Annotated in this window: 11 protein-coding genes; 9 read left to right on the forward strand and 2 right to left on the reverse strand. The window is 65.9% G+C overall.

Annotated features, from left to right (window positions below):
- The first annotated feature begins 122 nt into the window (after positions 1–122).
- The 4 genes from ACP7BY_RS06795 to ACP7BY_RS06810 are packed head-to-tail and all read left to right on the forward strand — an operon-like array spanning position 123 to position 4,251.
- On the forward strand, positions 123–1,511 hold the full coding sequence (locus ACP7BY_RS06795) for a glycosyl transferase family protein (protein WP_137902891.1): 1,389 nt from the start codon (positions 123–125) through the stop codon (positions 1,509–1,511).
- Positions 1,512–1,531: 20 nt separating this feature from the next.
- Positions 1,532–2,527 carry a hypothetical protein gene (locus ACP7BY_RS06800; protein WP_033965685.1) on the forward strand — a complete coding sequence of 332 codons (996 nt, stop codon included), beginning with the start codon at positions 1,532–1,534 and terminating at the stop codon, positions 2,525–2,527.
- 48 nt (positions 2,528–2,575) lie between these two features.
- A complete protein-coding gene (locus ACP7BY_RS06805; RefSeq protein WP_033965687.1) occupies positions 2,576–3,490 on the forward strand; it encodes a sulfite exporter TauE/SafE family protein in 915 nt (304 codons plus the stop codon).
- Positions 3,491–3,528: 38 nt separating this feature from the next.
- Entirely contained in the window at positions 3,529–4,251 is a 723-nt protein-coding gene (locus ACP7BY_RS06810; protein WP_405053004.1) for a TIGR02186 family protein, read from the forward strand.
- 43 nt (positions 4,252–4,294) lie between these two features.
- On the opposite strand, the gene ACP7BY_RS06815 is transcribed toward ACP7BY_RS06810, so the two are convergent.
- Positions 4,295–5,554, reverse strand: a complete 1,260-nt coding sequence (locus ACP7BY_RS06815) for an HD-GYP domain-containing protein (protein WP_081988761.1) — start codon at positions 5,552–5,554, stop codon at positions 4,295–4,297.
- A 170-nt stretch (positions 5,555–5,724) separates the two neighbouring features.
- Here ACP7BY_RS06815 and ACP7BY_RS06820 point away from each other — a divergent pair, with 170 nt between their 5' ends.
- Complete coding sequence (locus ACP7BY_RS06820) at positions 5,725–7,374, forward strand: ATP-binding protein (protein ID WP_033965689.1); 1,650 nt, start codon at positions 5,725–5,727, stop codon at positions 7,372–7,374.
- Between the two features lie 8 nt (positions 7,375–7,382).
- On the opposite strand, the gene ACP7BY_RS06825 is transcribed toward ACP7BY_RS06820, so the two are convergent.
- Positions 7,383–8,849, reverse strand: coding sequence for a M23 family metallopeptidase (locus tag ACP7BY_RS06825; RefSeq protein WP_137902892.1), 1,467 nt, complete (start codon positions 8,847–8,849; stop codon positions 7,383–7,385).
- Between the two features lie 268 nt (positions 8,850–9,117).
- On the opposite strand from ACP7BY_RS06825, the gene ACP7BY_RS06830 reads away from it, so the two are divergent.
- The 4 genes from ACP7BY_RS06830 to ACP7BY_RS06845 all read left to right on the forward strand — a co-directional run bounded on the left by ACP7BY_RS06830 (position 9,118) and on the right by ACP7BY_RS06845 (position 13,129).
- Positions 9,118–11,649: a helicase-related protein gene (locus ACP7BY_RS06830; RefSeq protein WP_137902893.1), complete on the forward strand. Its 2,532-nt coding sequence runs from the start codon at positions 9,118–9,120 to the stop codon at positions 11,647–11,649.
- 25 nt (positions 11,650–11,674) lie between these two features.
- Positions 11,675–11,977, forward strand: coding sequence for an RNA-binding S4 domain-containing protein (locus ACP7BY_RS06835; RefSeq protein WP_033967383.1), 303 nt, complete (start codon positions 11,675–11,677; stop codon positions 11,975–11,977).
- Between the two features lie 33 nt (positions 11,978–12,010).
- Positions 12,011–12,352, forward strand: a complete 342-nt coding sequence (gene fdxA, locus ACP7BY_RS06840; RefSeq protein WP_033967381.1) for a ferredoxin FdxA — start codon at positions 12,011–12,013, stop codon at positions 12,350–12,352.
- Positions 12,353–12,595: 243 nt separating this feature from the next.
- Positions 12,596–13,129, forward strand: coding sequence for a CarD family transcriptional regulator (locus ACP7BY_RS06845; RefSeq protein WP_010161421.1), 534 nt, complete (start codon positions 12,596–12,598; stop codon positions 13,127–13,129).
- Positions 13,130–13,228: the final 99 nt, after the last annotated feature.

Raw genomic sequence — 13,228 nt, forward strand, 5'->3', positions numbered from 1 at the left:
CGACGAGCCGTGCTAGTACAGCGACGAATGGTGACGGTGTGATGACAGCTTGCTACGCGGCCATCGCTGCTAGACACTCCGTGTAGATCGACTCGGGGGGCCGGTCGAGGGGAGGAACGCTCTTGGGGGGAGAGTGGATCATCGCCGCGCTGGACGCGGTCGCGCGCGAAACGATGCTGTTCGCCGCGCTTGGCTTTCTCGTCGGTGGCCTCGATGATGTCGCGGTTGATATTGCCTGGATCGGGACGCGGCTGTGGCGGCGACCGGACGGGTTGCCCGCCACGCTGGAGGGCTACACCCGGCGCGCGCCCCGTCGGATCGCGGTGTTCGTCGCCGCCTGGGACGAAGCAGGCGTGATCGGCGCGATGTTGCGGACCTGCCTCGCCCGGTTCGACCATCCCGACTACCGCATCTATGTCGGCACCTATCCCAATGATCTTCCGACCATCGCCGCCGTGGCCGAGGTCGCGGCGGACGATGAGCGGATCCGCTTGGTGATCGGTCCGAACGATGGCCCGACGACCAAGGCCGATTGCCTGAACGCGCTCTGGGCGGCGCTGCTGCGCGATGAGCAAAACGAGCAGATTCGCGTGGCGGCGGTCGAGCTGCACGATGCCGAGGACATGGTGCATCCGGGCGAACTGCGCGTGATCGACGGCCTGATCGGGCGCTACGCCGCCGTGCAATTGCCGGTCTTGCCGTTGGTGGACGGCAAAGCGCGGCTCGTATCGGGGCATTATGCCGACGAGTTTGCGGAGGCGCACGGCAAGAATCTCGTGGTACGCCAGGCGCTTGGCGCGGGGTTGCCGCTGGCCGGGGTGGCGTGCGCGATCGAGCGCGGAATGCTGGAGCGGATCGCGGCCGCGCGCGGTGGCATGCCGTTCGACGCCGACAGCCTGACCGAGGATTATGAACTCGGCCTGCACATTGCCGGGTTGGGCGGTCGCGGTGCGTTCGCGCGGGTCCGCGAAAGACCGGGCGGGCCCTTGGTCGCGGTGCGCGCCTATTTCCCGGGGACGCTGCAAACCGCCGTTCGGCAGAAATCGCGCTGGATGACGGGTATCGCGCTGGCGGGGTGGGACCGGATGGGGTGGGCGCGCCCGCTCGATCTGCACGAACATTGGATGCGCATGCGCGACCGCCGCGCGCCGATTTCGGTGCTGGTGCTGGCGATCGCCTATGTCGCGTTGGTGGCCTGGGGTGCGTCTCGATTGGGCCATGCGCTATTGGACGGCGGGGGGCTGCCGCTGTCCGATCCGATGGTGGGGCTGTTGCAGGTCAATGCGGTCTTGCTGTTGTGGCGGCTCGGCTCGCGGGCAGCCTTTACCGGTGCGGCCTATGGCTGGCGCGAGGCGGCATGGTCGCTGCCGCGCGCCTTTGTCGGCAATCTCATCGCGTTGCTCGCCGCGCGGCGTGCGATGGTCGCCTATGTCGCGTCGCTCCGCGGCACGGCGCTGCGGTGGGACAAGACCCAGCACACCTTCCCGGATGTGGCGCAGGTCGATCAGTGACGGCCGGGCGGGGACGCCCTTTGCGGTTCCTCGCCGTGTTTCTGGTTGCGTGGATCGGGGTCCGGGTCGCTTTGCTGTGGCCGCAGATCGATTCTGCGGCGGATGTGCTTCGCGCCGTCGTGCCGGTGCCGGTCGCGGTGATCCCGCCGGAATCGCCTGTCGTCGCGTCCGAACACACGGCGAAGGGAGACGTGCGGCGCTGGTACCGTGCCGCTGCGGCCAAACCGCGTGGGAGGCTGACCCTGCGCAAGCCCGATCCGACCCGGATCGCGCTCGCGCTGCTGGGTCTCGTCCGCTATGGCGATGCGCAACCGGTGTCGCAGGAGTCCCCGTTATTGCCGGGGCTGCCCCATCGCCAGAGCCAGCCCCTGGTGCCACGTCCGCTCTCGCGCTGGTCGGCAAGCGCGTGGCTGCTGGCGCGCGGTGGTTCCGGGCTCGCACCGGGCGGGCTTGGCGGGCAGCTTGGCGGATCGCAGGCGGGGGTGCGGGTCGCTTATGCCATCGATCGCAAACATCGCGTCGCGCTGGTCGGGCGCGTGTCCTCTCCGCTTGGGCCAGGCCTGCGCGAGGCCGCGCTCGGCGTCGAATGGCAACCGACTCGCCTGCCGCTGCGGCTGGTCGCCGAACAGCGTTTCGCGATTGCGGGCGGGCGCGGCGGACCGGCGCTGGGGGTTGTCGGCGGCCTTGATCCAACGCCATTGCCGCTCGGATTTCGGCTAGAAGGCTATGGCCAGGCCGGCGTTATTCGCCGCACCGCGACCGAGGCTTATGTCGATGGCGCGCTGCGCGTCGCGCATCCGGTGACCGAGATCGGCCGCGTCCGGGTCGATTTCGGCGCAGGGCTGTGGGGTGCGGCGCAGCGCGGCGCGGCACGGTTCGATCTTGGGCCTTCGCTTGCCGTCGCTATCCCGATCGGGGCGCGTTCGGTGCGGCTCGGGCTCGACTGGCGGCAACGCGTCGCCGGGGCCGCGCGCCCTGGATCGGGGCTGGCGGTGACGCTCGGCAGCGATTTCTGAAACGGCGTGCTTTGCGCGGGAAGCGCGAGCGGCTAACGCTGTCGGGCAATGGACATCTACCTGCCCATCGCCAATCTTTCGGTCAACGCGCTCGTCATCGTGTTGCTGGGTGGCGGTGTCGGCCTGTTGTCGGGCATGTTCGGCGTCGGCGGCGGCTTCCTCACCACGCCGTTGCTGATCGTCTACGGCATTCCGCCAACCGTCGCCGCCGCCTCCGCGGCGAGTCAGGTGACCGGGGCCAGCGTTTCGGGCGTGTTCGCGCACGTCCGACGCAAGGGCGTCGACTTCAAGATGGGCGGGGTGCTGGTCGCGGGCGGGCTGGTCGGGTCGGTGTTCGGCGGCTGGGTGTTCCGCTTGCTGCAGGCGAGTGGACAGATCGATACCGTAATCGCGATCGTCTATGTCGTGCTGCTCGGTTCGATCGGCAGCATGATGGCGAAGGAGGCGCTGGGCGCGATTCGCGCGACACGCCTCGGGCTGGCTCCCAAGGCGCGCAAGCGGCGGCATCACCCGCTGGTCGCATCGCTTCCGCTGCGGACGCGCTTCTATCGCTCGGGGCTCTATATCTCGCCGCTTGCGCCGCTGCTGCTCGGCTTCGGCGTCGGCATCCTGACGATCCTGCTTGGTGTGGGTGGCGGGTTCATTCTGGTGCCGGCGATGCTGTATCTGCTCGGCATGACGACGCAGGTGGTGGTCGGCACGTCGCTGTTCCAGACGCTGTTCGTCACCGCGATGGCGACGATGGTGCACGCGACGACGACCAAGGCGGTCGATATCGTTTTGGCGGCGCTGCTGTTGCTCGGCTCGGTCGCCGGGGCGCAAGTGGGCGTGCGCTTCGCCGCGAAAGTGAAGCCTGAATATCTGCGCCTGGCGCTGGCGGTGATCGTGCTGCTCGTCGCCGGGCGGATTGCCCTGGGGCTCGGGTGGCGTCCCGATGAACTCTACTCGGTCGAATTGTCGTGAGACGCGGCTGGATCGCGGTCCTGCTTGCACCGCTGTTGATGGCGCAGGCCAAACCGGTGCTGGTGCCCGACGTGTCGCAACGCGACATCGAGATCCAATACAGCTTTACCGGTGCCAATCTGCTGCTGTTCGGGGCGATCCTCTATCCCGGCGGACGCTTGCCCGATGACGACAAGCCGACCGACATCGTGGTGGTGGTGAAAGGACCGGTGCAATCGATCCTGGTGCGCGAAAAGCAAAAACTGGGCGGGCTGATCTGGGTCAACGCCAGTCGCCTGCGCTATCGCTCCGCCCCGAGTTTTTATGCGATCGCATCGTCCAAGCCGATCGCGCAGATGCTCGATGCGCGCACCCGCGCAATTTACGAATTGGGGTTGTCGAGCCTGCAACTATCGCCCGCCTCCAGCGCGCCGACGCAGGAACAGGATCGCTTTGCGCGCGGGCTGGTCGAACTGAAGGCGCGCAATGGCCTGTATGTCGAAGCTCCCGGCGCGGTCGAGATCACCCAGGGCGTGCTTTATCGTGCACGCGTCACGATCCCGGCGCGGGTGCCCGTGGGGCGTTTCACGGCGGAAACCTTCCTGATCCGCGATGGCCGCGTGCTGGCGGTGGCGACGCGGGAAATCGACATTCGCAAGTCGGGCTTCGAACGGTTCGTCGCGCGCTCGGCGGATCGGCAATCGGTGCTGTACGGGCTGGTTGCCGTGGCGTTGTCGGTGCTGTTCGGCTGGGGCGCGGGGGTAATCGCGCGACGGTTCTGAGGGCGGGTTGCCACCTCTCTCCCGTCCGCTTCGCTTGAGGACGTTACGAAAACAAGGGTTTGGAGGGCAGGCGCGGGGCTTTCCCGTCCATCAGCTGCTCCGCAACCACTGCCCAGTTGGCTATGCCCCAATCGAGTGGGTCTTGTTCCTTCAGAATTTCATCGTGGGAAAGGTTGTCCTCGATGAAGACATCCTGGAGCGGCACGGGCGTCCGGGTCCGGGCACAATAAAACACCCGCACCTTGGCGCGCGATGCACGGCGACCGTTCAGCAGGGTAACCGCGAGGCGATCGGACGGCAGCCGTATGAGCAATCCCGCCGGATAAACTCCAATCACTTTCATAAAGGAAAGCAGAAGCTCTGGATCGAAATGGCCGACCCAACGGTGCATTTTGGTGATGGCCTGCTGCGACGTCCAAGCGCTTTTATAGACTCGGTTGGATGTCAGGGCGTCGTAAACGTCGCAGATGGCGGCCATCCGCGCCACGCGGCTGATCGCCTCCCCCTTCAACCGAAACGGATAGCCCGTGCCATCGACCCGCTCGTGATGATGGCGGCAGACGTCCAATACCACTGCGGGCGTCGTCGGGTCCTGGCGGAGCAGGTGATAGCCTCGCTCTGGGTGGGTGCGCACTACGGCAAACTCTTCGTCGGTCAGGGATTCGGGTTTCCGAAGAACGGCATCGGGGATGAAGATTTTCCCGATGTCGTGGAGAAGACCGGCGAGCCCGAGCTCGAAAACCTCTTGCTCGGTCATGCCCAGACTGCGCCCGAAACTGGCCAGGAGTGCGCTAACCGAAAGAGAGTGTACGTAGGTATATACATCGCGTGACTTGAGGCGCGTAATGGCGATCAGCGCGCGAGGGTTGCGTTCAATCGACGATATTATGTCGACAACCGTCGCTGAAAATGCGGAAATATTTACAATATCTCCGCCGTGGACTGCGTCGAAGAGAGATTTTATTTCGTCGGTCGCGGCCCGGACCATTTCGGTCGCGCGCTCCGTCTCTTCGGCGAAACTGTTGGCCTGCTGTTGTGCCAATGGCGACCTTGGCGGCGATCCCCGGTCGGGACGCGTCGGAACGGTTGCGGTGGCCCGCCCGGAACTCGCGGCTTTCAAGGGCACGCCGCGTCGCTCGTCGATCACGACCGATGGAACGGCGCTTTTGCGGATACGTTCGACATCGCTGGCATTTTTGACGAGGAAGCGTGTGAGCCAGAAGGGATTTTCCAGCCACGACTCATCGAAGGCATGAATGAACATGCCGATTTTAATCTGATCGGGGGTTATTCGTCTGAGCATTACTCTCCGTCGGCATAATTGGTGCGGGCGAATCGGTTAAAATTGCGTTCCCCCCGCAGACGCCACGCGAGCACAAATGCCGATGGCCCGTCGGGCGCTGCGCCTGTCCTCATCCAATCTTTACCGGTTGCCTTGCATGAATTCCCCGACGCAAGCAGGGGCTGCCGCGAATGACCGAGATGCCGGGCGGAAACGCCTTTGTCCAAACCGTGCCGTTCGCAGCGGTACCGTGCATTGGCATGGTGTTCGATATTGCCGGATCGAGCAGCATGGTGATGCTGGATCCCGTCGCGCTCGAAGGGACGATGGGGCATAGCGACGCCGTTATCGCCGCCGCCGGTTCGGTCGGCAGCCAAATCAAGGTGCGCGTCGGCGGCGCGTGGCTGATCGCCAATGTCCGCTCGTTGAAACTGGTCGACGGGCATGAGGATCGTATTGCCGCGCAGGTCGATTTCCTGGGCGAGGGCGATGAGGAAAAGCTGACAGGGAAGCTGTATAATTTCCGCCGCGGCGTCACGCGCTATCCGACGCCGGGGTATCCGGTCTATCCGGTTTCCACCGCCGATCTGACGCAGATCTATGCCGCCGACGAGCGCGCGAATATCGAGATCGGCACCGTGTATCCGACGCCCGACATCCGCGCGGCGCTGTATGTCGATGCCCTGCTCGGCAAACATTTCGCGCTGCTGGGCTCGACCGGCACGGGCAAGTCGACGGCGGCCGCGCTGATCCTTCACCGCATCTGCGAGCTGGCACCGCAGGGGCATATCGTGATGGTCGATCCGCACGGCGAATATGCCGCGGCCTTCAAAGGCAATGGCGCGATCTACGACGTGTCCAACCTGCAAATGCCCTATTGGCTGATGAATTTCGAGGAACATTGCGAGGTGTTCGTCACCGCATCGGGGGCGGAACGGCAAATCGATGCCGACATCCTCGCCAAATGCCTGCTCGGCGCGCGCGCGAAGGGGCGGCTGGGGCAGGAAATCAGCAAGCTGACGGTCGATGCCCCGGTTCCCTATCTGCTGAGCGACCTGTCCAACCTGATTCAGCTCGAAATGGGCAAGCTCGATCGGGCGGGCGACACCGCGCCCTATTTGCGGCTGAAGACCAAGATCGACGAGATCAAGGCCGATCCGCGTTATGGCTTCATGTTTTCGGGCATGTTGGTCGCCGATACGATGGGCGCGTTCCTGGAGCGGATCTTTCGCTTGCCCGGCGACGGCAAGCCGATTTCGATCATCGATGTGTCGGGCGTGCCGAGCGAGATTACCTCGGTGGTGGTGGCGGTGCTGGCGCGGATGGTGTTCGACTTTGCGATCTGGTCGCGCGGCGAGGCGCAGCGACCGATCCTGCTCGTCTGCGAAGAGGCGCATCGCTACATCCCGAGCGGGCAACATGCCGATTTTTCGAGCGTCGGACGCATCCTCAGCCGCATCGCCAAGGAAGGCCGCAAATATGGCGTGGCGCTGGGGTTGATTACCCAGCGGCCATCGGATCTGGCGGAGGGGGTGCTGTCGCAATGCGGCACGATCATCGCGATGCGGCTCAACAACGATCGCGACCAGGCCTTTGTCCGTGCAGCGATGCCCGAGGGTGCGCGCGGATTTCTCGATTCGATCCCCGCCTTGCGCAATCGCGAGGCGATCGTCTGCGGCGAGGGCGTGGCGATCCCGATCCGCGTCGCCTTCGATACGCTGGCCGAAGACAAGCGCCCCGCATCGGACGACCCCGTTTTCTCGCGGCTGTGGCGGGAAACCGGCGGAGAGGGCGAGATTATTGCGCGGACGCTCAAACGCTGGCGCGCGCAGGGGCGGTAACGCGGGCGTTACGCCCCCGGGCGTACCGCCAACAGGCTCGCCACTTTCGCCTTGAACTGGCGCAATTGTTCGCCCGACAGGGTGGCAATGCTGGAGAAGGAGAAGCCGCGCGGGTTGACCGCGACGCCGTTGCGGATGACTTCCCAATGGAGATGCGGGCCGGTCGACAGCCCGCTCGAGCCGCTATAGCCAATCACCTGGCCGCGCGCGACATGCTGCCCGGACCGCGTCGCGAACCGGCTGAGATGGCCGTAGCACGTGACGATGTTGCCGCCATGCGCCATCTTGATGAAATTGCCATAGCCGCCGCTGCGCCCGGCATAGACGATGGTGCCGTCGGCGGGGGCGTGGATCGGTGTGCCCCACGGCGTGCCGATATCGATGCCCTTGTGCATCCGCGTGAAGCCGAGCAGCGGGTGGAAACGCATTCCGAAGCTGGATGTCACCCGCGCCATCGACACCGGCATGGTGAACATGCCTTGCCGCTCGGCCTGGCCCGAGGCTTCATACCAGGTGCCGTCGGTCCATTTGACCAATTGCGTCTTCTTGTCGCCATGATCGAGCCCGGCGAAGAGCAGATTGCCGAGCTGCTGCTCGCCGGTTGCGGCGCGCTGGCGCTCGATCACCAAATCATAGGTGTCGCCCGAGGAAACCCGCCCGATCGCGAATTTGGTGGCGATCGCCTTGATATAGGTTTCGACCAGCTTCACCGGCACACCGGCGGCGCGCGCCGAACGGTACAGGCTGCCCCCGACCGGCCCCTGAATGCGCAGCGGCGTATTGTCGATCGCAATCGCCTGGCGGGTGAGCGTCAGGCCGCTGCCGACACGCTTCAACGTCAGTTCGAGATCGAAGCGCGCACGTACCGACAGCGCTTCGAGCGGACGTGCGACGGTCTTGTTGGGGCGCCGACCCAGCGTCATCGGGATTTGCGTGCCGGGCTTCAGATCGCCGAGCGGCACGGCGGACGAAATCAGCGCGGTGGCATCCTGCGCATCGCGTTCGGAAAGGCCGGCGCGCTGCAGCATGTCGCCAAAGCCGCCGCCGCGTCCGACGGTGACGGTGCGATCCTCGATCGGGCGTTCGGGTGCTTCGGCCAGCGGGACGACGAGGTCGTTCGCCGCCATATGTCGCCCGCTGTCGCCACCCCAGGCGATCGGCGCGATCGCTTGCGCGCGCGCTTCGTCGCGGTCGGTGCCGGAAAGCGGGCTGGGCATGGTGCCGAGCAACGGTCGACCGATCGGCGGAGCGATCGCAATCGCGCTAGCGCACAGGGCGGCGCAGGTCGCCGCGCCGCGCCACCAGTCGAGCGAACCGATTCGCGATCCGAGATCGGGCACCCAGTCGATCTGGAGCGCGGCGGCGCGCAGTCGATCGACCAGCCCCAGTTCGGGTTGTGGGACGATCGCGCGACCGAATGCCATCGTCGCCGTGCCGCCCGCCTGTTCCAGGCCATGATCGCTTCGCAAGAACAAGGCTGAGGGTGCCCCCGAAAATTCCAACTGCCGCCAGTACCCGCCCCGCAGCATCCGGCGTAGGACTTTGCCGGGCAAAGCCTAAAGTCAAATTAACCGAGCCGTTGAAATGGGCAGGGCGCGGCGAAGCGTTTGGTCTATGCGGCGAAGGGATGGACTTACGGAAAAGTGCGTAATTCGATATGGTTAAGGGAATAAACCTAGATTACCATAATTCTTGCGGTCAGCGGTTGCGCGCGGCTCCGTGGCACGCGATGTTGCAGGGGTCATGCAACGAAACGAAGACCGCGCCGCTGCGGCGGTGCCCGTTACGGCAGTGTTGGGCCCGACCAACACCGGCAAGACCCATCTCGCGGTCGAGCGGATGTGTGGCCATTCGAGCGGCATGATCGGCTTTCCGCTGCGGCTGCTGGCGCGCGAAGTCTATGACCGCGTCGTCAAGCTGAAGGGCGAGAATCGCGTCGCGCTGATCACCGGCGAAGAGAAGATCGTGCCCAAGGACGCGCGCTGGTTCCTGTGCACCGCCGAATCGATGCCGCTCGACAAGGATCTCGCCTTCGTCGCGCTCGACGAGGCGCAACTGGGCGCGGACCCAGAGCGCGGCCATGTCTTCACCGACCGCATTTTACGCGCACGGGGTCGGGAGGAGACGATGCTGCTCGGCTCCGAAGCGCTGCGGCCGATGCTCAAGGCGCTGGTGCCGAAGGTCGAGATCATCAATCGTCCGCGCTTTTCGACGTTGACCTATGCCGGGGCCAAGAAAATCAGCCGCTTGCCCAAACGCTCGGCGATCGTCGCGTTCAGCGCCGAGGAAGTCTATGCCGTGGCCGAGATGCTGCGGCGCTTACGCGGCGGTGCGGCGGTGGTGATGGGCGCGCTTAGCCCGCGCACGCGCAATGCGCAGGTCGCGATGTTCCAGGCGGGCGAAGTCGATTATCTGGTCGCCACCGATGCGATCGGCATGGGGCTCAACATGGACGTGGCGCATGTCGCCTTTGCCAGCCTCAACAAATTCGACGGTCATCGCCAACGCCGCCTGCGCATCGCTGAAATGGCGCAAATCGCCGGGCGCGCCGGGCGGTATCAGCGCGACGGCACCTTCGGCGCGCTGGTCGAGGAAGGGCCGGGGGCGTTCGCGCCGGAAGAGGTGCTGGCGATCGAGGAACATCGCTTCCCGCCGCTCGAACAGCTCTATTGGCGGCAAGGCGAGCCCGATTATTCGAGCGTCGATGCGCTGATCGAAAGCCTGGAACAGCGCCCGCAGCATCCGGCCTTGTGGGCGGCCCCGCAATCGGTCGATCTCGCGGTGCTCAAGCGCATGGCCGAGGAGCCGGGCGTGCGCGCCCGCGCGCGGCATCCGGCGATGGTCGCGCGGTTATGGGCGGCGTGCGGCGTACCCGATTTCCGCAAATTGGGGGTCGATCCGCATACCCGCTTCGTCGCGCGGTTGTGGGGCTATCTCAGCGAAGGCAAGGGCCATGTCCCGCACGAATGGTTCGCCGCCGAAATCGCGCGGCTCGACCATGTCGCGGGCGATGTCGAGACGCTGGCCGGGCGAATCGCGGCGGCACGCAGCTGGTCTTACATCGCCAACCGGGCCGATTGGCTGGCCGACCCGGCGCATTGGTCGGCACGGGCGAGCGCGGTCGAGGAACGCCTGTCCGATGCGCTGCACGCCAGTCTCACGCAGCGCTTCGTCGACAAGCGCACCACTTTGCTGATGCGCCAGATCGGCACCGATCCGCGCGCGCTGCCGGTGACGATCGGGCCTGAGGGCGAAGTGCTGGTCGAGGATCATGCGATCGGGCGGCTCGACGGCTTTCGCTTCACCGTCGCCGCCGATGCGCGCGCCGCCGACAAGCGCCTGCTGCTCGCCGCCGCCGAGCGCCGCCTCGGGGACGAGCGCACGCGGCGGGGGCTGGCGCTGGCCGATGCGACCGATGCCGATCTGATGGTGGTGATGGACGCAGGCGCGGTGCCGACGCTGCTGTGGCGCGCTTTGCCGGTGGCGACGCTCGGCCCCGGTGCATCGCTGATGCGCCCGCGCGTGGTCCTTGACCGAGCGCTCGAATGTCTGACGGTCGAGCTGCGCGGGCGTATCGCGACGCGGCTCGGCGATTGGTTGTCGGGGCAGCTTCGGCGCGCGCTGCCGGGGCTGGCGCTGCTCGATTCGGTGCAGCGCGATCCTGCCGCCAGCCCCGCCTCTCGCGCGGTTGCAGCGGCGCTGGTCGCGGGTGGCGGGATGGTGGCGCGCGCCGATATCGCGGTGTCGCTCGATGGTCTGGACGGTGTCGCGCGCAAGGCCTTTCGCGGGGCCGGGGTGACGATCGGCGCGCTCGACGTGTTCGATGCGCGTGTGCTGAAGCCCGCCCCGGCGCGCTGGCGGCGCGTGTTGCGTGCGGCGCGCGCCGGTGCCGCAGTGGAAGCGGGGCCGCGCGACGGCGCGAGCGTGCTGGAGCGCGGGGCCCCTGGCGCAACGCTCGATCACGGCTATCGCCCGGTCGCAGCACAGGCGGTGCGGATCGATCTGGTCGAGCGGATCGCGCGCGCCGCGCATGACGCGCGCGGGGCGTCGGGTCGCAAGCCGTTCGCGCTTGATTCCGCGCTCGCTTTGTCGATGGGGCTGACACGCCCGACGCTTGAGCGGCTGATGGCCGGGTTCGGGTTCCGCCCGGCCCCGGGGTCCGATACGGCGGCCTTGTGGACCTGGCGCGGTCTGCCGACGGTGCGCGCCACGCCGCCGCCGCGCGACACCGCCATGGCCGGGGCGTTTGCCGCTTTGGCGGATCTGGCGGTGTAACCGCTTGGCGGCGACGCAGGGCATGATGCGGATCGACCGCTTCTTGTGGTTCGCGCGGATCGCCAAGACGCGCGGCCTGGCACAGGCGATGGCGGCAAGCGGGCATGTTCGGCTCGATGGCCGCGCGATCGACAAGCCCGCCGCGCCGGTGCGCATTGGCTGTGTCATTGCGTTCGTCACCCCTGGCGGACGCGTTCGCGCGTTGCGCGTCGAGGCGCTGCCGCTGCGCCGTGGTCCGGCGGACGAAGCCCGCGCTTGCTATGTCGACCTGCTCGAAAATGCGCCTTCCATGCGCGCAGGCGTTGACGGCGGAAGCGCTCGGGCATAGCAGCAACCGGTTCGTTGCTCCGGGAGTGTTTCAATGACCTACGTCGTCACCGATGCCTGCATCAAGTGCAAGTACATGGATTGCGTCGAGGTGTGCCCGGTCGATTGCTTCTATGAGGGCGAGAACATGCTCGTCATCAACCCCAGCGAATGTATCGATTGCGGCGTGTGCGAGCCCGAATGCCCGGCCGAAGCGATCCTGCCCGACACCGAAAAGGACGTCGAGACCTGGCTGGAGCTGAACGCGACCTTCTCCGCGCAATGGCCCAACGTCACGCGCAAGGCCGACCAGACCCCCGCCGATGCCGATGAGCATAAGGGCGAGGCGGACAAGTACGACAAATATTTCTCGGCCGAGCCCGGCGCGGGCGACTGATCCGTCCCAAAATGGGTAGCAGGATAGGCAACCCGCCACGCCTTTGAGCGTTAACGCCGCGCATGGAGCGACGTTTGGCTGGTAATTTTATTACGACTCTGTTAAAAGGATCGTACGGAAGCGCCGTCGCGCGCAAATCCGGCACGGAGACGTATACACTCAAAACCCTGCATGCGCCTCTTCAGCCTTGCTGCTGCGGACGCGCTGCCCCGGGAATCCCGGTCCACAGAAAGGTCTTACGGAATGGCTGCCAAGGCGCTGTCCTTCGACGTCGGCGATTATGTCGTTTACCCCAAGCACGGCGTTGGCCGTGTGATCGAACTGCAACGGCAGGAAATCGCCGGGATGCAACTCGAACTCTATGTCCTGCGCTTCGAAAAGGAACGCATGACGCTGCGCGTTCCCACCAATAAGGCCGAAAGCGTTGGCATGCGCAAGCTGTCCAGCGACAAGACGTTGCGTGAAGCGCTCGAAACCTTGACCGGCAAGCCCCGCGTCAAGCGCACGATGTGGTCGCGTCGCGCCCAGGAATATGAGGCCAAGATCAATTCGGGCGACCTCGTGTCGATTGCCGAAGTGGTCCGCGATCTGTTCCGCGCCGACGACCAGCCCGAGCAAAGCTATTCGGAGCGGCAGATCTTCGAAGGCGCGACCAGCCGTCTCGCCCGCGAACTCGCCGCGATGGAGCAGGTCGACGAGCCGACCGCACAGGAAAAGATCCTCGAAATCCTGCGCAAGGCCGCCGCGATCCACAATAAGGACAAGGCCCCGGCCTGATCCGCCCCGGCCTGATTCGCATTGGCGACGGAATCTCGAAAAAGGGCGGCTGGCGACAGCCGCCCTTTTTTGTTGCGCGCGCGATCCAGGGGTGTATTG

Source organism: Sphingomonas sp. PSPC2-2, from assembly GCF_049897725.1.
Classification (GTDB): domain Bacteria; phylum Pseudomonadota; class Alphaproteobacteria; order Sphingomonadales; family Sphingomonadaceae; genus Sphingomonas.